Source organism: Streptomyces sp. URMC 126, from assembly GCF_051386555.1.
In the GTDB taxonomy this organism is placed as follows: domain Bacteria; phylum Actinomycetota; class Actinomycetes; order Streptomycetales; family Streptomycetaceae; genus Streptomyces.
Map to the genome: position 1 here is coordinate 17,947 of NZ_JBPQTX010000034.1, position 18,761 is coordinate 36,707.

Here is an 18,761-nt window from a genome sequence, read left to right on the forward strand (position 1 = left end):
CTGCCGCGCCCGGCCTCGCCGCTGGAGACGCTGGCGTCACCGCAGGTCAAGCCGGTTCATGACGCCCGCGGCCACCACCTGTTGACCGTCTTCCGGCCCTGGCTGCAGGACGTTGGAGGTGGGTCAGGAACCGCGTGGTCTCGCACCCTCAACATGGTGGCGGGCGGTGAGTCTGTTGACCGGGCTACGAGGCGACACCAACGCTGACGGCCTCCCGTACGGTGAAGGCGCCGGCGAACAGGGCTCGGCCGATGAGCGCACCGCCCACTCCGTGTGGAGCGAGCCTGGCGACGGCGCGTACGTCGTCGAGGGTGGCGATGCCGCCGGCGGCGAGGATCAGGGCGTCGGTGCGCTGGGCGACTTCCTTCAGCAGTTGGAGGTTGGGGCCGGTCATGGTTCCCTCGCGGCCGACATCGGTGACCGCGTAGCGCGTGCAGCCGATGCGATTGAAGTCCTCAATGAGAGACCAGAGGTCCCCGCCGTCCTGGAGGCGTCCCCGGTAGGCCAGGCGGGGGCCGTCGGGGCTGATCCAGACGGGGAGGGTCACTCCGATGCGGTCTCCGTGCAGGGAAATCACCTTGGCGCACCAGCGCCGGTCCTCCAGGGCGGCGGTGCTCAGGTTCAGCCGGTGGACTCCAGTGGCGAGGGCCCGGGCGAGGGAGGTGTCGTCGACGACCGCGTGGGAGCCGGCGAGCTGGACCTTCAGCCCGGACTTCTCGACGAGGGCGGCGATTGCTTCCAGGTCGCAGGGGTGGCCTGAGGTGCTCATGGACAGCACATGGAGCCATTCGGCGCCGTCCCTCCGGAAGGAGCGGGCGACCGCGAGAGGGTCGTCGCTGATCGGTTCGGGGCCGGGCTCCCCTTTCACCAGGTGTACTACCCGGCCGTCTCTCAGGTGGATCGACGGGAAGATCGTGAACGCTCTCGGTCGCTCGCCCGGCGTTCCGCTCGTGTTGGGTTCCTCAACGGTAGCCACCTCGACTGTCTACCCGAAACCTAGCCAAAATAGGCACAACAAGCACAAAAAGGGCATAGGGGGATTTGGTTGCGTGCTGACCGGCTGCCGGAGCGGCACCGGCCGGCGGTGTCCGCCGTAGCCGGTCATTCGCCCGAGGCCGTGCTGCTTCGCGTGGGGGTGAGGAGGAGGTCCTCGTAGGTGTGGTGGTGGCGTGTGGTGGTGCGGTGGCGGAGCAGGTGGGCGGCGCGTTGGGGCTGTCCGGTGTCGATGAGGGCGCGGGCGAGGGTGTCCTGGATGATTTCGCGTTCGACGCGTACGCCGCCGATGCGTTCGGTCCGCTCGCCCAGTGCGCTCAGGAGGTCGACGGCCGCTTGCGGGCGGCCGGCGGTGATGTGGGCCAGGGCGAGGGTGACGGGGGCGAGTACCTCGGCGTAGTCGGGGCGGGGGTCGCCGGCGGCGCGGCGGGAGAGGGCGTTGAGGGTGTCGGTGTCCGCGGCGACGGCGAGGCCGAGGGCGAGCTGGAAGGTCTGGAAGACCTCGGCCCAGCCGCCGGGTTCGGCCAGGAGGCGGTGGATGTGGTCGAGGTCGGCGGTACGGGCGGGTGTCTGGCCGGCGAGCAGCAGGCGCCAGTTGGTGGCCGAGCGCATGCCGACGTCTCCGTGGTGGAGTTCGGTGTCGGCGCGGCGGCGGGCGTCGGCGAAGTCGCCGGCGGCGATGGACTGCAGGGCGGCGTGCCATTGCAGGTGGCGGCGCTGGGTGGCGTGGGGGTCGGCGGCGAGCCAGGTGTCGATGAAGGCGGTGGCGGCGGGTCCGGTGCCGTGGTCGTGTTCGGCGTGCGCGCGGGCGTGCGCGGCCGGGCCGGAGCGGGGGTTGAGGTGCAGGGCGTGCTCGGCCAGCGCCCAGGCGTCGTCGGGGCGCCCCTGCTCGGCGCGTGCCCCCGCCAGCCAGGAGGCCCACGGCCAGGACTCGGGCCCGGCCAGGGCGTACTGCCGCTCGGCGAGGACGTGGCCGTGCTCGCGGTACTCCAGGGGGCCGGCGAGGGCGAAGGCGCCCAGCATGCTGCCGGCGATCTCGTCGGCCGGGAACTGGGCGAAGTGCACCACGAGATGGTCGGCGGTGGCCTGGTAGTGCCGGTGGGTGTAGAGGTAGATCGCGTAGACGAGCGACTGCTCACGCGCCCCCGCCGCCGTGGCCGCCCGATGAGCGAGCACCAGCTCGTCGCGTAGTGTCGCGTCGTCCAGCGCGTCGCTGTCCGCCAGCACGGCCAGCGCCCGGGTCAGTCCGCACCCCGGGCGCCGCCGCCCGAGCTCCTGGAGCGCGGCAGCGGAACGGCCGGTCGCCGCCAGCCACTCGGCCACCGCCGGATCATCCGCTGCCAGGGGATCAAGCGCCGGAGTCATCCACCGCACTTTCTGTAGGACGACGTAGTGCGCGGCATGGTGTCATCCGACCACCGGCCACGTGGACGGTTAGAAGCCCTCAAAGCCGCCCACAACACAGGTGAGTCCGCTGTTGCCGCAGTGATTGCGGGGCAGCCCGACCGGCAGTTGCCCGGCGTTGCCCGACAGGCTGCCCTTGCTGAACTGCGTCGCACCGCCCGCGCGCGGAGCTCCCGCCTCGACGCAGGCATTGCCCGTCGTGCCGTTGCCGACGCCGACGACCGCATGGGCCGGCGCCGCGGACAACGCCACCGCACCCAGCCCCGCACCGGCAAGCGCCGCCCGTCTACACGCTGATTTGGCCCGCGTCGCCGCACTCATACGCCACCCTCGTTCCCGTTCGTCCGGTCCAGCATCTCTTCGCCGTACAACGACCTAAACGCGACAAACGGCACGGCGTGCTCAGCAACTGCAACCCACCTCCCAGATCTCGAAGCCCGGCTCGCCCGGATCGCACCCACGGTGGCGCGCCCGGGCGGCCGCACGGGAAAGACGAGGAGTCCAGTGACCGGTGAGGTGTTCGAGCTGCGGTTACCGTGACCGCTCTCCGAACGGTTCTCCCGGCTCCTCCAAGCCCTCACCTTGCACCGCGGCGGGCAGTACACCGCCGCCGACCGCCGGACCACACCCGCGATCCACCGGCTCCCGCACACCGGGCACACCGCCTCGCCGGCGTCGGCGAGGAAGCGGTGCGGGGCCTGGTGAGGGACGACGCCGTTGCGAAGGTGGCGAGCGATGTGCTGCGGTGGCCGGAGGTCGCCGCGTGGGGCGCGGCCGATGACACGGCTCGTCGCATGGTCAACCGGGCTGAGGCCGACCGTTCCCGCCGGCAGGCGGCGGCCTTCCGCCAGATCTCACCGGCCGGGCCGGCGGTAAGGCGGATCGAGCGGACGGAGGAGTTCGTCGACCTGCTCGGCGCCTTCCACCGGTGAGCGATCGTGCGCGAACGCTCACCGGCCGCGGAGTGTCACGTCGAGCTCATCCAGATCGTGCTGATGGAGGCAGCCCCGTCGGGGCTGATGATCAGACGCCTGAGGGGCGCCTGTGAGCTGAGTCTCTGCCAGACCCGCAGCGGCCTGCGGGCCCTGCGGGACTTATCCGGTGAGCGGGGCTGGCCTCCGCTGATCCGGACGCGCGAGGAGGGTTATCACTTCTGCGTAAGCGAGGCGGAGTTGGCGGCGTGGGAGCGGGGTTGGCGCTCTTCTCCGACAGCCGGTGGGCGAACTACCTGAACACGCAGATCAAAGCGGTCGAGGCCGGCCTGGCCGCTGGTCCCAGGGGCGCCGGCACGCATGAGAAGGGACCAGGGGGCCTGACCCTGGCCGGCTCCCCCGCGGCACCCGGCCGCTGCCAGGACCCCGCCCTTGGAGATGCGCCGACTCCGCTATCCGTCCGATACGACCGATGTCGAGTGGGCCTTGTTTGAGACCTGCTCCCGCCTGCTGCCTGCGAAGTTGGCCGGGACCGGCCGGAGAAGCATCCTCGTCGACAACGGCATCAAGTGGCGTGCGATGCCGTCCTATTTCCCCCCGTGGCGGACGATTTACGGGTTCGCCCGGTGCTGGGCGGCCTGCGGCGCCATCAGTCTGATCCGTGACGAGCTGCGGCGGGCGGTGAGATCAGCAGCGGCAAGTCGCCGCAGGCCACGGCAGTGGTCGTGGACTCCCGGAGCGTGAAGGCGTCCGAGACGGTCGGCAGGGACAGCCGCGGCTTCGACGGGGCCATGCTGATCAACGGCCGCAAGCAACACTTCGCGGTCGACACCCGCGGCCTGGTCCTGCTCGTCATGGTCACTCCGGCCGACGTCACCGACCGCGAGGCGGCCAAGGAACCGTTGTTCCGGCTGAACGTCATGCACCCGGAAATCGCGACCGTCTGGGCCGGCTCGAACCATGCCGGCAAGCTCGTGGCCTGGGCCAAGGACCGGTGCGACATCGCGCTGGAGACCGTCCGCAGGCCGCCGAACACCAAGAGATTCGTGGTGCTGCCCCGTCGCTGGGTGGTGGAAGGCTCCCTGTTGTGGATCACGAGGGCCCGGCGGCACTGCCGGGACCACGAAAGGCTGCCCCAGGTCGGTGAGCCGCTCATCACCTGGGCATCCATCACGCTGATGACCCGCTGTCTCACCCGTGAACCGGCCCGGAAAACGGTGCCGCGAACCGTCCCGGCCGTCATGCCGGCCGCTGCCTGACCGCGACCGACATCGATCTCATCGTCGTCACGCCGAAGGCAGCCGCGGACGATCACTCGCCGAAGGCACCGCCGCTGCGCGGCTTGCTGCCCGGGCCCTCTCTTCCCACCGCTCAGCCACCCCGTTCGCCGAGAACCGAGACCGCGCAGTACGCGCGTACGACAGCCGGGCCGGCCCATCAGCAACCCTCAGATACTCCCGCCGTTACTCGGGTCCTCGGGGCAGAGCAAAATGCTGAGGCCACTGCCACCGATGCTGGCCGCGAAGTCCGGGCCCACCTCCTCGGCCTCGAAGGGCTTCATGGCTTGCAGATCAAGAAGCACCATCTCCATTTTTCCTCACCTCCTCTCACCTCATTGATGCCCGAACAACCGGCCCTGACCGGCCTTCCACTCCCACGCGCCGGAGCCGGCAGGCGCGCACGCCCCTCGCGCGACTCACCCACACTCCCCGTCCAAGGATGAGGTACCGCCCACACGCCAGTCCCAGACACAGAAGGCCCCTCAACGCGCGCCTTCGAAATGGCAAATGGGCACTTGGCACGCCTGAGGGTCACCGGCGCCGTCCTGGCGTCGGCCCACCGGCCCAGCGGCGACCAGCGCCGTCGGGACAGCGCACAGCGCACAGCGCGCCCGCGCGGGGCCGGGGATGCCTGCAGGAAGCCATCCGGAGCGGCGGCGTCCCTCGGCGTCCCGCAGATCGCTCGCGCTGTCCGGGGTCCCGTTGTCGCCCCCGCCCGCTTGGCCGGGTTCATCGCCGTCCCGGCAGCTCGCACGCGCCGAGGGGCGCGTGACAGGTCAGGCGTTGAGGTAGGTCAGGACGGCCTGGACGCGGCGGTGGGTGTCGCTGGTGGTGGGGAGGTCGAGTTTGGCGAGGAGGTTTCCGATGTGTTTTTCGACGGAGACCGGGGCGAGGACGAGGCGTGCGGCGATGGCGGAGTTGGAGAGGCCCTGGGCCATGAGGGCGAGGACTTCGTGTTCGCGCGGGGTGAGGCGGGCGAGGTTGGTGTCCTGGCTGTTGCGGGCGAAGATCTGGGTGATGACTTCCGGGTCGAGGGCGGTGCCGCCCGCGGCGACGCGTTCGAGGGCGTCGAGGAAGGCGTCGATGTCGGTGACGCGGTCCTTGAGGAGGTAGCCGACGCCGCCGCGGCCGTCGGCCAGCAGTTCCGCGGCGTAGGTGCGTTCCACGTACTGCGACAGGATGATCACCGGGGTGGCCGGGGTGTGGCGGGAGCGCGCTTCGATGGCGGCGCGCAGTCCTTCGTCGCGGAAGCCGGGCGGGAGGCGGACGTCGACCAGGGCGAGGTCGGGGCGGTGGGTGGTGACGGCGTCGATGAGGTCGGGGCCGGTCTCGACGGCGGCGAGGACCTGGTGGCCGGTCGCGGTGAGGAGGCGGATGAGTCCCTCGCGCAGGAGGAGCAGGTCTTCGGCGATCACGAGGCGCATGGGAACTCCGCGTGCAGGGTGGTGGGTCCACCGGTGGGGCTGGTGAGGGTGAGGGTGCCGTCGAGGGCTTCGATGCGGCGGCGCAGGCCGGAGATGCCGGGGCCGTCGGGGTCGGCGCCGCCGCGTCCGTCGTCGGTGACGGTGACGTTCAGGGTGCCGTCGGGGCGGGTGCGGACGGTGACGGTGGCCGCGGTGGCGTGGGCGTGTTTGGCGGTGTTGGTGAGGGCTTCGGCGATGAGGAAGTACGCGGCGGCGTCCAGGGCGGGGGCCAGGCGGCGGGGCAGGTGGACGTCGGCGGTGACGGGCAGGGGGTGGTCGGCGAAGAGGGCGGCCAGGGCGCCGTCCAGACCGCGGTCGGTGAGGATCGGGGGGTGGATGCCGCGCACGAGGTGGCGCAGTTCGTCCAGGGCGCGGGTCACGTCGGCCCGGGCGGCGGCGAGGTCCGCCCGGGCGGCGTCGGCGGCCGGGCCGAGTTGCCGTAGCCGCCGGTCGGCCAAGGCCAGCGACATCCCGAGGGCGACGATGCGGGCCTGGGCGCCGTCGTGCAGGTCGCGTTCGATGCGGCGCAGCTCCGCGGCCTGGGCGTCGATGGCGCGACTGCGGGTGAGGGCGAGGCGGTCGGTGCGTTCGGTCAGGAGCTGGGTGCGGCCGGGGGCCAGCAGCGCGGCGGCGAGGCGCGCCTGCCCGGCGGAGAGGGCCTCGACGAGCCGGCAGACGCCGGGCAGCAGGGCGAGGGCGGCCAGGGCGGTGAGGATCCGTCGGACCGGGGTGGTCACCGTCGTGAACCCCGGATCGGCGCGGTGGGCCGGCGGCAGGGCCCAGGCCCAGGCCGGTGAGGTGAGGGCCGCCAGGTCCACCGCGAGCACCACGACCGCGACGACGGCGCACACCAGGGCCAGGGGGAAGAGCAGGGTCAGCCAGGCCGTGTCCCGCCAGGTGGCGGGGTGGGCGGCGAGCTGCCGGGCCCGGCCGGCCGCCGTGGCGGCTCGGACCGGGGCGTAGGGGACGGCGATGGGGTCGGGCAGGACGAGCGCGGCCCGGCGCCGTTCGGCTCCGGCGAGCCGGCGGACGGCGGCGGTGGCGGCGAGGAAGGCGGGGGCGCCCAGGTGCGTGACGGCCAGCACCACGCATCCTGTGGCGCCCGCCACCACGACCGCCAGCGCCCCGGTGCCCGTGACGAGGCCGAGCAGCAGGTGGCGCAGGGCCCGGATCGTGCGGTGGAACATATCCGGCACCCTATGAGCCCGGCGCCGTACCGCGGTGGCCCGGGCGCGGATCCCGGCCGATGTCGTCATCGCTCGCCTCGGGTGCCGTGGGCCGCCGCACCGCGCAGGACCAGCCGGGTGGGCAGGGCGGAGGCGGCCAGGCCGAGGAGGGCCGTGCCGGTCAGGAGGCCCGTGTACCAGCCGGGATGGACGATCACGCGCCAGTGGCCGTCCTGGGCGGTGCTGAACGTTCCCACGACCGCGGCGGCGATCGCGACGCCGATCGTCAGGCCGGTCCCCACGATCAGTACGGCCTCCCGCGCGGCCATGGCCCTCACCTGCCGCGCGGTGGCGCCCAGCAGCCGCAGGCCCGCGTACTCGCCGCGCCGGCCCAGGGCCGCCAGGGCGAAGACGTTGAGTACGGCGACGGCCGTGAAGGAGAACGATATGCCGGTCAGCAGCCGCAGCGCCGCCTGCTGAGAGGCGGCCTCCGCGTCCTCGCGTTCGGTCACCGCCCCGGAGTCCCAGGCCAGTTGGGGGAAGTCCGCCCGTGCCGCCGAGAGGGCCGCCGGGCCGGGCCGCCGGCCCAGGTACACGGCCGACAGCAGGGGACGCACGGTGTGCTCGGCCGCCAGCCGGCCGGGCAGCAGCATCTCGCCGAAGCCGGCCGAGCGGGCGTAGAGCGCCACCACCGGCTTCGCCAGGCGGGTGCCGTCCGGCAGCCACAGGGACGCCGTGTCGCCCACCCGCCAGTGCTGGCCCGCGGCCAGATCGGTGCTGACGGCCACGCCTTCGCCGAGCCGGTCCAACGATCCCTGCCGCACGTCCAGGTCCAGCACGCCCCGGCCCGCGCGGTACAGACCCTGCGCGGGGTGGTGCCGCGGCTTGCCGCCCGTGCGGACCAGCACCTCCGTCGGCAGTGTGGCGTCCACGTCCGTGGCGTTCGGCATACGGGTCGCGGCCCGGTAGGCGTCCAGCGGCAGACCGGGACCGCCGGGGGCGCTCAGGGTCAGGCGCGCGGGCGCGGGCGCGGTCCGGTCCGCGCGCGCCCGGGCGGTGAGGTCGGCCAGCAGAGTGGAGTCGAGGAGCATCGTCGCGTTCAGGGCGAACAGCAGCGCCAGCGGCAGCGCGGCTCCGGCGGTCCGGAGCGGGAAGCGCCGGACGTTGGCGGCCGCGAGCCGGCCGACCGCACCGGGCAGCAGCCCCGCGAGCACCGGGCGCACCACGCGTACCAGCCAGGGCCCGAGGGCCGCCGCGCCGCTGATCAGCAGCGCGCAGGCGATGAAGCCCATGCCCACACCGATCCCGCCGCGCATCGGGGTGAAGACCAGCACGGCCACCGCGCCCGCCACGAGAGTCGCTCCCAGCAGCAGGCGTACCAGGCCGCCTCCGGCCGGTGCCGCGGCCGACTCGCGCATCGCCTCCGCCGGTGCGATCCGCGCCGCCCGCCGCCCGGCGAGGAACGCCGCCAGCCGCGCCACGAGCAGACCCGTCCCCGCCGCGATCAGCAACGGCAGCGCTCCGCCGTGCACCCGAAGGGAAGCGGGCACCGCGCCGGTCTCCACGAACCGCGCGCCCAGCCGGCCGGCCAGCCACAGACCCAGCGGAACACCGGTGACCGCGGCGGCCAGCCCGACCGTCCAGGCTTCCAGGCCCAGCAGTCGGCGCACCTGGCGCGGGGTGGCCCCCAGCGTGCGCAGCAGCGCCAGCTCGCGCAGCCGCTGGCGGGCGGTGAAGGCGATGGTCCCGGCGATGACGAACAACGCGGCGAAGACGGTGATGCCGGCCATCGAGCCGAACACGCCGACCGCGCCCGTGTAGTCGACCAGCACGGTCGGGGCGTCGGCCCGTACCCGCTCACCACCCGTGAGCACCCGCACGTCCGCGCCCGCCGCGGAACGCACCGCGGCCAGCACCCGGCCGCTGTCGGCGCCGGGGGCGAAACGCAGGGCGAGCGCGGTCGAACCGCCCGGCCGGGCGAACCGTGCCGCGTCACGGTCGGAGAAGAAGACGGCGCCCTGGGAGGCCAGTTGGGGCCCCTCCCCGGTGGCGGCGGTCCCCGCGACGCCGAACGAGGCCACCTTCTCGGTCAGGGCGAGGCGCACCCGGTCACCGGCGCGCACGGCGGCACGCCGGGCGAGGCCCTCGTCCAGCACCACCTCGCCCGGGCCGGGCGTGTGCCCGGCAGTGAGCCGGTAAGGAGTCAGCGGCGCCGAGGACCACGCGTGCCCCATGACCGGGGCGCCGTCCTTCCCGCCGACCGGAGCTCCGCCGGCCGACAGCGGCTGGGCGTGGAAGGACACGTCCTCCGTCACCCGGGCCACCCCCGGCACGGCCGCCAACCGGCCGGCCAGGCCGTCGGGAAGCGCGGGCGCGCCCGGCAGCGGACGGGTTCTGCTCTTGTCGCCGTCGCGGACGGTCACCTGCCGCTGAGCACTGACCACCGCGTCGGCGGCCGCGTAGCGGTTCGCCCCGGCGGGCGCGGACAGAGCGGACCACAGCAGCGTTCCGCAGGCCGCCACCAACGCCACGGCGAGCGCCGTACCGGCGAACGTTCCCGCGAAAGCCCACCACCGGTGACGCACGGTGGCCAGAGCGAGACGGATCATCGGGCGCTCAACTCCGTCATGACCGCGGCGACCTCGGCGGCCGAAGGGCGCTCCAGGCGGGAATGGACCACGCCGTCGGCCAGGAAGAGGACGCGGTCCGCCCACGCGGCGGCCGCCGGGTCGTGCGTCACCATCACCACGCTCTGCCCCAGCTCGTCCACGGCCTCCCGCAGCAAGGCCAGCACCTCACGCCCCGCCGACAGGTCCAACGCCCCGGTCGGCTCGTCGGCGAACACCACCTCCGGCCGCCCCGCCAGCGCCCGCGCCACCGCGACCCGCTGCTGCTGACCACCCGACAACTGATCGGGACGCGCATGCCGGCGCCCGGCCAGCCCCACACGCTCCAGCACCTCCGCGGCCCAGGCCCGGTCCGGACGCACCCCCGCCAAGCGCTGCGGCAACAACACGTTCTGCCACACCGACAACGCCGGCACCAGATTGAACGACTGGAACACAAAACCGGCCCGGCGCCGCCGCGCCCGAGTCAGCGCCGGTTCCCGCAGCGCACCGATGTCCTCACCCGCCAGCCGCACCCGCCCCGCGCTGGGCCGCTCCAGGCCGGCCGCGCAGTTCAGCAGCGTCGACTTCCCCGACCCGGAGGGACCCATCACCGCCGAGAACGAACCCGCCGCGAAACGCGTGCTCACCCCCCGGAGCGCGGGCGTTCCGCCACCGCCCGGGTAGGTCTTCGAAACATCTTCCAGCTCCGCCGCGGCGACGGCCGGATCACTCGCAAGGTACATACCCACAAGCCTCGCGACACCGCAGCCGCACGCCCACACGGCCGGCGCGTAACTTCGGGGTAGGGATATCCCTACCCCGGTCATCGTGCGATGCTGGTGGGTGCCCGTGGGTGCCTGTGGGTGCCTGTGGGTGCCTGTGGGTGCCTGTGGGTGCCGGTGGGTGCCGGTGGGTGCCGGTGGGCCGGCGCGGGCCGCGGGCTCGGCTCGCCGCGTCCGGCCACCGGCGCCGCCGACGGCGGGACCCGTGCGGTCCTCGCTTCGGCGCTCGGCCGCCCGGATCGCTGACGACGTCATCGGCCGTCGGGGAGCGCGTCACCAAGGAGAACGAGGTTGCGCGTATACCGGTGCCGCTGCCGGTCGTAGGTTCCCGCGCAGGTGACCAGGGCCAGTCGCGCGGGGCCGCGGTCGGTGAACAGGCGCGGGGGCAGCGCCTCCTTGGGGTAGGAACGGCGCTCGGTGATCAGGTACGAGTGCGGGTGCCCCTCGGCGTCGGTGATCACGGCACGGGTACCGAGCGGGACGTCACGGAGTTCCGCGAAGACACCGAGCCCGTACTCCCGCGTATCGACGTGACCGGCGAGGAGCACGGTGCCCTCGGGCGCGCCGGGACGGGCGCCCAGGGCCCACCAGCCGACGGTGCCGGGGGAGCGGGGCAGCTCCAGCGCACCGCCGGGGTCGGCGGCCACGGGCACCACCTCGGCGCGGAACCGCCCGGGGATCTCCACCGCCACCGGCGGCGACGAGGCGCCCGTAGACCCGGCCACCGCTCGGCCGTGCGCGGGGTGGCCGCCCTCGAGGCCCATTCCGGGAGTGACGACGGCCGGCGCCAGCGCCAGACCGAGCGCGCCCGCCAGACACAGCACGGTGCGCGCGAGGAGGCCGGGCACGGTGGCCGGACCGCCGTGCCCGGCCCCTACGATCCTCAGCGGCCCTCCTGGCCGGCGCGGCGTCTGCGGACCACCCAGGCAAGGGCCCCGGCCAGGAGGGCCCCGCCCGCCGCCGTGGCTCCCACCGTGACGGCGTCATGGGCGCCGGAGGCAGCGTCCTCGGCCGCCGTGCCGCCGTCCCCGGCCGGAACGGCGTGCGACGACGGCCCGGCGTGGCAGGTGCCGCCGCTGACGCGGTCCAGGTGCATGGCGACGACCGGGCGCGCCGCCTTCGCGGCGGCGGTGATCTGCGCGTTCCGGCCGGAGGAGATCTGTTCGTCGATCAGGCTCAGCGTCTTGCGGTGATTGCCTTCCTGCGCCGACAGCCAGGCGGCGTCGTACTCCTCGCTTCCCGCCTTCGCCCGTACGGAGGCCAGCTGCTGCTTCTGCTCGGCCGACGGCCCGGCCGGCAGGGAGACGCCCAGCCGGCCGGCCAGGGTCTTCACGTCACCGTCGAGTTTGCCGTGGTCGCGGACCAGCATCCGTCCGGTGTCCTTCACACAGGCACTGACCGCGTTGGTCTGCGCGTCGTTCCCGGACTCGATCTCCGCCAGGTTCCCCTGGTGCACGGTCTTGAGGAAAGCGCTGTCCGTGACTCCGCCGCTGTCTGCAGCGCCCGCGGGGGCGACCGCCGCGACGGACGCGGATATGGCCAGGGCGGCCACCGTGACGGCGACTCGCTGTCGGTTCCTCATGAAGGCTCCTTTCGTCCTCGACGGCCTCGGCCGGGCAGGCCGGAGTTCCGTCGTCCGACGCGTCCCCGGAATCGGCTACGCCGTCGGCCGCCCACCGAGTGCCACCGCCGGCCGGCGTGACACGTACGGCCGCCGAAAACCGCCCGGACAGCTCATCCGGTCCACCCGTTCGGACCAGGCGGGGGTGAGGGGAGGGGGCGTTGGCGCGGTTGCCCAGCCTGTCTTCGGCCAGGGGGCAGAGGGGGCCGCGGGCGCGGGAGATCGCTCGCGGTCGAGCGGCGAGGGAGGAGGAGCGAGGCGGCTGCCGGGCCTGGCAGCCGCCTCATCTCATGCTGTGCAGGGCATCATCCCTGGCAGGTGTCGCGGGGTCGGACATCTCCGGATCGGCTTGGCCGGTGGGCTCCGGATTGAGCGCACAAGGCGCGGGCCCCGCAGTGCTGGGCGCAGCCGGCGCGGTTGCCGGCCGAGATCCGGCCGCGGTTTCGCCGGCCGAGACCCGGCAGCCGTTGGTGGCCGGGCCGCGGCAGGAACCGGGCCGGCCCCTTGAGGAGTCCCCGAATGCCGCGATGACTCCGACCGGACCTCGGTCAGTCGATGCCTTCGACGATACGGAAGTCGCGCTCGACACCGTCGGAGAGGGCGACCAGCGCCTCCTGGTAGGCCGCGCTCTCGTACGTCGCGACGGCCTGCTCGAAGCTGTCGAACTCGACCAGGACGGTGCGCTCGGCTATTCCGGCGCCGTGCGCCACGACCCGACCGCCGCGGACGCGGGTCCGGCCGCCCCCGGCCGCGACAGCCGGACCGGCCAGCTCGTTGTAGACGGCCAGCTTCTCGGGGTCCGAAATGGTCCGGTAGACGCTGACCCAGTAGCCCTTGGGCATGGAACCTCCAGTGTTCGAATGAGTGAATCCGACTTACGGGGTGGTCTTGGACGGGCGTCGGCGGGCGAGAGCGAGGCTCGTCAGCGTCGTGATCGCCATGGCGCCGATGCCGACCAGCGCCGCGGTGGTGTAGGCGCTGTCGTCGGGGAAGAGGCGGCCGGGGCCCGTACCCGCGGCGAGGATCAGGCCGCCGACGGCGCTGCCCAGGGAGTACCCGACGCTGCGGACGACGTAGTTGAGGCTCATGGCGCTCGACGTCTCGCTCTTGGGAGTGACGGCCAGGATGACGCCGGGCATCGCGGCCGAGAAACCGCCGACGCCGAAGCCGAGCACGCCCATGGCGGCGAACAGTTCGGGCAGGTTCGACCGGGCCGCCGCGAACAGGGCGAACCCGCCGCCGACCACGACGGCGTTGCCGGCCAGGAGCAAGGGGTCGGCGATCCGCGTCCGGACGCGCGGCGTGAGCTTGCCGGCGACGAACCCCAGCACCGAGAACGGGACGAGGACCAGCCCGGCCACGAAGGTCGTCAGCCCGAAGCCGTAGCCGGCGCCGTGCGGCGTCTGCGCGTACCGGGTGATGAGCGTGAGCAGGAGGTACATGCCGATCCCGCCGACGAACATGGCGAGGTTCGCACCGGCGACCGCCGGGTGCCGCACCGCCCGCACACCGACCAGGGGCGTCGTGCCGCGCAGCTCGATGACGGCCCAGACGCAGAGCAGCACCACCGCGACGACGGCGAGGCCCGCCGCCACGGCGAGGTGCCGGCTCCACAGACTCCGTTCGCCGGCGAGGAGCAGCACCAGAAGCAGCGCGGCGGCCAGGACGACCGCGCCCGCCACGTCCACCTTGGCGGAGCGGCCTTCGGGGGCTTCGGGGATGGAGCGCCACGCGGTCAGGAGGGCGGCGGCGGTGACGGCCAGGCTGAAGCCGTAGGCGGCCCGTACCCCGCCGAGCTCGGCGAGCAGGGCGGCCAGCGGGTAGCCGACGCCGGCCCCGATGATCGAGACCACCGAGATCAGGGCGATCACGGCCGCGCCGCGTTCCTCGGGGAGGTGGTCCCGGGCCACGCCCATCATCAGCGCCGTCAGCCCGAGCCCGACGCCCTGGGCCGCCCTGCCGGCCAGCAGCCACGCGAACGGCAGCGGCAGCACGGTGAGCGCGCTGCCGGCGACGACGACCGCCAGTGTGGCGAGGATCGTGGCCCGGCGGTGCGGTCCGGCTCCGAGCCGGCCCAGGACCGGCGTGGCGACGGCGCCGCTGAGCAGCGCGACGGTCAGCGTCCACTGCGCGCTGCCGAGCGAGACGTGGAACGAGGTCGCCACGCTGGTGATGAGCGGCGTGCCGAGGCTGGCAACCGCCGCTACGACCAGAGCGATGAACATCAGGGCGGGGACCGGCGGTCGCGTCTCGGAGCGCGCCACCGGTAACGCCTTCGCCGTGGCCCCGCCGGCCGGCCGCCCGGTCACTGTTTCGGCCCTTCGCGGTCCTGGCTTTCGAGCTCCGCCAGATGCTTCAGCGCCGGGAGGGCCGCCACCAGCGCTTCGACCTCGTCACCGGTGAGTTCGTCGATCAACCGCTCGAACGCCTGGACGCCCGCCTGACGCCGCGCCCGGACGTAGGAGGCGCCGGCCTCGGTCAGGCACACCAGCGTGACCCGCTTGTCGGACGCGTCGCCCCGCCGCTCGACCAGGCCGGACTCCTCCATCACCCGCACCAGGGCGGTCATCGCGGGCTGGGTGACGCCCTCGACCGCGGCCAGATCGGTGATGCGCCGCGGGCCGGTCCGGTCCAGGGTGGCCAGGGTGGCGGCGGACGTCAGGCTCATGTCCCGGGGCAGGCGCCGCGCGGCCCTGGTGGCCAGCCCGTAGAGGGCTGCTCCGATGGCGGCGGACGCGCTGAGAGGGGGGTCTTGACGACGACTCATGCTCGAAGCATAGCGCTTTTATATTCACAGCTTATGTAAATGGCCGACTGGCGTCGGCTGTACTGGTTGCGCTCGGGGGCGAGGGCAGCCTCGAATCGAGGAGTTCGTGGACGGCCACCGCGAACGCCGGTGCCGCTACCGCGGCCTCGCGAAGACGCACGTTCACCGCGTCCAGCACGTCCGGCACGTCCCGACCGCGCTCGCGATCGACGTCGGGCGGCTGAGCATGGCCGAATGCGCATGTTGTGGCGGCCGAGGTCGTCGGTTTCCGAGGTCTCCTCGCCGGGGTCCGGCCTAGCCTCCCTCCATGCGCCCGCACCACGCGGGCACATCAAGGTAGAGGAGCCACGGTGCCTTCCTTCGAAACCTTCGGCGACATCGACGTCCGTTACTCGATCGACCGCGTTCTGATCTGGTCCAGCGTCGCGGACAAGCAGCAGGGCCTCCGGCCTCACATCAACGTCTGGCTCCCCGTGGGCGGGCTCGCCGTGAGCGCCTTCCGCCCGTTGGGAACCTACGCCTTCACCACCTCGGACATCGACGAACTCGTGCGCGACCAGCGCTCGCAGACCGGCCGGCCGATGCCGCTGCTGCGCAACCGGCGCAACGGCGAAGGCCCGCTGGCCCGCCCGGTGCGCTACGAGCGGGTGTGGCGTGACAAGGGCAGCGGCGCGAAGCTGGACGGCTCCGCCTGGAGGCCGATCCCGCCGACCGGGTACGTAGCCTTGGGCGACATGTGGTGGGAGGGGTGGGACACCGCGCCGCCGCTGAACGCCGTCTGGTGCGTGAAGAAGGAGTACGCGGGGCGCCTCTACGCCCGTGGGGCGCGGGTGCTGCCCCCGCTGTGGAACGACCGGGGTTTCGGGTCCGACGCCGACGTGGCGGTGTGCGGACTGGACGCCCCGCCGACCTCGGTGACCGACACCAAGGAGAGGTTGTTCCTGCCCGCGCAGTACACGACCACGGTGAACCACTACGGCGTGGCGGACCCGACACCCAGCTCGTGGATCCTGGAACTGCCCGCCGACGTGGACAAGCGCCCGTTCCCCAGGCCGCCGAGGCTGACCTCCTTCGACAAGCCCGAGGAACCGACCCCGGTGACCGACCGCATCGTGCGCGTGCCCTGCACCGCGGTGAACGACACCGAGCGCAGCGAGGAGTGGAAGGTCCGGAACAGCCCCTTCTACACCATCCACCGCCAGGTCGGCTGGGAAGTGGCCGTCCACGCCGACAACCGCAACGGGGAAAACCCCACGGACGCGGGCTCCAACGTGAAGACCGGGTTCTCCAAGGAAGAGGGCAAGACCTTCACCGAGAAGACGACCATCGAGATCAACGTGAGCGCCGGGATCTCGTACAAGGCGCTCTCCGTGGGGGCCTCGGTCAACATCACACGCGAGATCGGCTACGAACGCAGGGTCAACGTCGCCGAGTTCGAGGAGGCTTCGATCCCCAAGTGGATCCGGGTCTCGCAGCGGGCCTCGGGCGTCATGTGGGTACCGAAGCACCACCTGGAGGTCTACCGCGCGGACGGGACCCTCGTCGGTGACGAGACGCTGTCGTTCAGGGTCAACAACTCCTACGTCGTGGACGCGTACCCACCCGGCGCGAGCGCCATCGAGATCGATCCCCCCGACACCGTGGCCGCCGACGAGTTCGCACAGGCCCCGGACATCGACTGGGAGACCGGCAAGGGGCTGCCCCGGATCGACATCACCGCCCTGGCCGAGCAGTTCGAGCAGGACGGAGAGCAGCAGCCCAGCTGACCACGCGTCGCCGTAGCCTGGGTGGTGCATCGGGACAAGCGAGGGGGTGCGGTTCGCGGTGTGCCGCGGACCGCACCCTCGATACAGCCATCGGGTCAAAGCGGTACATGACTCGCACCCCACTCGATCCATGTCAGGGCTGAGCGGAATACGGCAGGATTGGATGATATTCGAACTTTCCCGGGACGAACTCGTTCGAACTTATGGCGAGGATCGGCTCCATCGAGTTCCCGTGAGGGCGGCGGAGGTGGCTGGATTCGGCGGAGAGACGCTTGCCTTGCTCACCGGAATTGGGCTACCGGAAAACCGGTTCGTCTCCTTCCCTGCGTTTGACGGCGCTGGTTCCGGATTCTCCCCGGTCTCGTTCGAGGAGTTGGGTGAAAGCTGGAATCTGCCTGCGGGCGCCACTGACTGGGTATTCTTCGGCAATTTCGAGATCAGCGCCATCGTGGCGACACCTGCAGGCGAGCTGTACCAGCTGGCTGAAGGCATCATGCGACCGGTCCCGTTGCACGGCGACCTCTCCTCGCTGGTGCACACCGTCACGCAACTGACGAAGGTCGTCGCGAGCCTGCCCGAGGGCTATGAGGATGACGAGGATTTCCTTGAGTCACTAGCGGATTCCCTAGACGCTATTAAGCACGAGATAGGCCTCCGGGACCCTCGTCCCTTCAGCGATGAGCACAGCGAGTGGGTCGAAATCGTCGCCAATATCGGAGCCGGAATGTGGGGGCAGGGGTAGACAGCCCTGCGGGCAGGCAGGGGACGACGGCATTGCCGCTCAGCGGGCGGGTCGGCGGGCCGGTAGTCATCGGCGGCGGCGACTCGTCCACGCACCAGACTCTGTGGCCTCTCGACCCTCCGGAGACGGCACATGATTGCGGCGCTGACGCGGCCGGAAAAGCCCACCGGGCCTTGGTGGTGCTGGATCCGGTGCAGCGTGTGTCGATGCCGAGCGTGCCCGAGATCGAGTGGGTCTGGTCGCAAGGGTGACCCCTCCGTCGCCACCGGTTCCACCGCCCGTTCAGGGATCGCGCGGTCCGTCGCGGAGTGCTACCCCGTGTGCGCACCGCCCATCGCCACCCATTTCGAGACTGGTCACGGCACCGAGTGCTACACCCAGATCTACCGGTGGATCGGGCGCGGGACGGTGCCAGGTTCACCCCCCTTCCTCGCCTCCGACGACGCCTACCAGGGCGGTAGTACCCCCTCTTCCAAGGCGCCCTCTACGCTGGCGCCCAACCTGCTGCGCCTTCAGCGGACGGAACTGGTCGTCGACGCCGGCACCCGTATCACCGTGATCGTCAAGAGAGCCACCGCGGGGTCCGGCGCACCTCCAAGCCGCGATCGCCTTCACCGACGGCCCCGTCACTCGCGCCTGTGGGCCTCGGCGCACGCTGACGTCTACCTCCTGGCGGACCCTCACCGCCGACCTTGGCCCCGGCCGCCCCGGCCGCGTCATCGCCCAGATCGGCCTGCGCGTCGGTGTCGCCACCGTTACCCACACGGCCAACCGCATCGGCCAACTCGTCGACCACAACCCTCCCTTCACCTCTCCCTCACCGGCCCAGGTATCACGGTTGTAAGCCCGAAGGGGGAGCGCGCAGGGCCCCTTTGCCCGCCTGGGACGAGGAGGTGGCGGGGACGGATCCGGTGCGTCACTCCGATGTCTGCGCACCGAGCCGACGGTCTTCCTGCCGCCACCACCACTCTCCGCTACGTCCCCGAGCTGAAGCGGGAGGGCGATGAGGAGACCGCCTCCCTGTGGGTTGTGGCCGTCGGTTCCGGCGGCAGTTCGGCCGCGTCCGTCGTGCCCGCGCCCACCGGCGGGGTGCCGGTGGGCGTGGTGCGTGTGCTGGTGGTGGCTGTCGGGCTGGTTGCGTTCCTGCGTGGTTCCGCCGCGAACAGGTTCAGTGCGCCGACGGGCCCGTGTGTGGAGTCAGGTAGGGCTGGAGGTGTGTGCGGCGGGTGGTGGGGG

Annotated in this window: 17 protein-coding genes; 4 read left to right on the top strand and 13 right to left on the bottom strand. The window is 72.5% G+C overall.

Features of this window, described 5'->3' with window-relative positions:
* Positions 1-184 precede the first annotated feature (184 nt).
* From ACSNOK_RS06935 to ACSNOK_RS06945, 3 genes are all read right to left on the bottom strand, one after another.
* Positions 185-976 carry a HisA/HisF-related TIM barrel protein gene (locus tag ACSNOK_RS06935; RefSeq protein WP_436779690.1) on the bottom strand — a complete coding sequence of 264 codons (792 nt, stop codon included), beginning with the start codon at positions 974-976 and terminating at the stop codon, positions 185-187.
* Between the two features lie 125 nt (positions 977-1,101).
* On the bottom strand, positions 1,102-2,316 hold the full coding sequence (locus ACSNOK_RS06940; RefSeq protein ID WP_436779691.1) for a hypothetical protein: 1,215 nt from the start codon (positions 2,314-2,316) through the stop codon (positions 1,102-1,104).
* A gap of 111 nt (positions 2,317-2,427) precedes the next feature.
* Entirely contained in the window at positions 2,428-2,718 is a 291-nt protein-coding gene (locus tag ACSNOK_RS06945; protein WP_436779692.1) for a chaplin family protein, read from the bottom strand.
* 215 nt (positions 2,719-2,933) lie between these two features.
* On the opposite strand from ACSNOK_RS06945, the gene ACSNOK_RS06950 reads away from it, so the two are divergent.
* Entirely contained in the window at positions 2,934-3,329 is a 396-nt protein-coding gene (locus ACSNOK_RS06950; protein ID WP_436779693.1) for a DUF6192 family protein, read from the top strand.
* A gap of 725 nt (positions 3,330-4,054) precedes the next feature.
* Positions 4,055-4,588, top strand: a complete 534-nt coding sequence (locus tag ACSNOK_RS06955; protein ID WP_436779694.1) for a transposase — start codon at positions 4,055-4,057, stop codon at positions 4,586-4,588.
* Between the two features lie 188 nt (positions 4,589-4,776).
* Here ACSNOK_RS06955 and ACSNOK_RS06960 read toward each other — a convergent pair whose 3' ends face one another.
* The 10 genes from ACSNOK_RS06960 to ACSNOK_RS07005 all read right to left on the bottom strand — a co-directional run bounded on the left by ACSNOK_RS06960 (position 4,777) and on the right by ACSNOK_RS07005 (position 14,918).
* Positions 4,777-4,920 carry a SapB/AmfS family lanthipeptide gene (locus tag ACSNOK_RS06960; RefSeq protein WP_436779695.1) on the bottom strand — a complete coding sequence of 48 codons (144 nt, stop codon included), beginning with the start codon at positions 4,918-4,920 and terminating at the stop codon, positions 4,777-4,779.
* Positions 4,921-5,385: 465 nt separating this feature from the next.
* Complete coding sequence (locus tag ACSNOK_RS06965) at positions 5,386-6,033, bottom strand: LuxR C-terminal-related transcriptional regulator (RefSeq protein WP_436779696.1); 648 nt, start codon at positions 6,031-6,033, stop codon at positions 5,386-5,388.
* Entirely contained in the window at positions 6,021-7,259 is a 1,239-nt protein-coding gene (locus tag ACSNOK_RS06970) for a sensor histidine kinase (protein WP_436779697.1), read from the bottom strand. Before ACSNOK_RS06970 ends, ACSNOK_RS06965 begins: the two co-directional genes overlap by 13 nt.
* 65 nt (positions 7,260-7,324) lie before the next feature.
* The gene (locus ACSNOK_RS06975) at positions 7,325-9,847 is read right to left on the bottom strand and encodes an FtsX-like permease family protein (RefSeq protein ID WP_436779698.1); all 2,523 of its coding nucleotides are present in this window, start codon (positions 9,845-9,847) and stop codon (positions 7,325-7,327) included.
* Complete coding sequence (locus tag ACSNOK_RS06980; protein ID WP_436779699.1) at positions 9,844-10,590, bottom strand: ABC transporter ATP-binding protein; 747 nt, start codon at positions 10,588-10,590, stop codon at positions 9,844-9,846. Before ACSNOK_RS06980 ends, ACSNOK_RS06975 begins: the two co-directional genes overlap by 4 nt.
* A 290-nt stretch (positions 10,591-10,880) precedes the next feature.
* Positions 10,881-11,477 carry a class F sortase gene (locus ACSNOK_RS06985; RefSeq protein ID WP_436779700.1) on the bottom strand — a complete coding sequence of 199 codons (597 nt, stop codon included), beginning with the start codon at positions 11,475-11,477 and terminating at the stop codon, positions 10,881-10,883.
* A gap of 35 nt (positions 11,478-11,512) precedes the next feature.
* The gene (locus ACSNOK_RS06990; RefSeq protein WP_436779701.1) at positions 11,513-12,211 is read right to left on the bottom strand and encodes a DUF4142 domain-containing protein; all 699 of its coding nucleotides are present in this window, start codon (positions 12,209-12,211) and stop codon (positions 11,513-11,515) included.
* A 587-nt stretch (positions 12,212-12,798) separates the two neighbouring features.
* Positions 12,799-13,092, bottom strand: coding sequence for a DUF1330 domain-containing protein (locus ACSNOK_RS06995; protein WP_436779702.1), 294 nt, complete (start codon positions 13,090-13,092; stop codon positions 12,799-12,801).
* Between the two features lie 33 nt (positions 13,093-13,125).
* Complete coding sequence (locus ACSNOK_RS07000) at positions 13,126-14,559, bottom strand: MFS transporter (RefSeq protein ID WP_436779703.1); 1,434 nt, start codon at positions 14,557-14,559, stop codon at positions 13,126-13,128.
* The gene (locus ACSNOK_RS07005) at positions 14,556-14,918 is read right to left on the bottom strand and encodes a MarR family winged helix-turn-helix transcriptional regulator (RefSeq protein WP_436779707.1); all 363 of its coding nucleotides are present in this window, start codon (positions 14,916-14,918) and stop codon (positions 14,556-14,558) included. Before ACSNOK_RS07005 ends, ACSNOK_RS07000 begins: the two co-directional genes overlap by 4 nt.
* A gap of 449 nt (positions 14,919-15,367) precedes the next feature.
* Here ACSNOK_RS07005 and ACSNOK_RS07010 point away from each other — a divergent pair, with 449 nt between their 5' ends.
* Positions 15,368-16,783: a Vps62-related protein gene (locus tag ACSNOK_RS07010; protein WP_436779704.1), complete on the top strand. Its 1,416-nt coding sequence runs from the start codon at positions 15,368-15,370 to the stop codon at positions 16,781-16,783.
* Between the two features lie 163 nt (positions 16,784-16,946).
* The gene (locus ACSNOK_RS07015) at positions 16,947-17,525 is read left to right on the top strand and encodes an SUKH-4 family immunity protein (RefSeq protein WP_436779705.1); all 579 of its coding nucleotides are present in this window, start codon (positions 16,947-16,949) and stop codon (positions 17,523-17,525) included.
* Positions 17,526-18,761 lie beyond the last annotated feature (1,236 nt).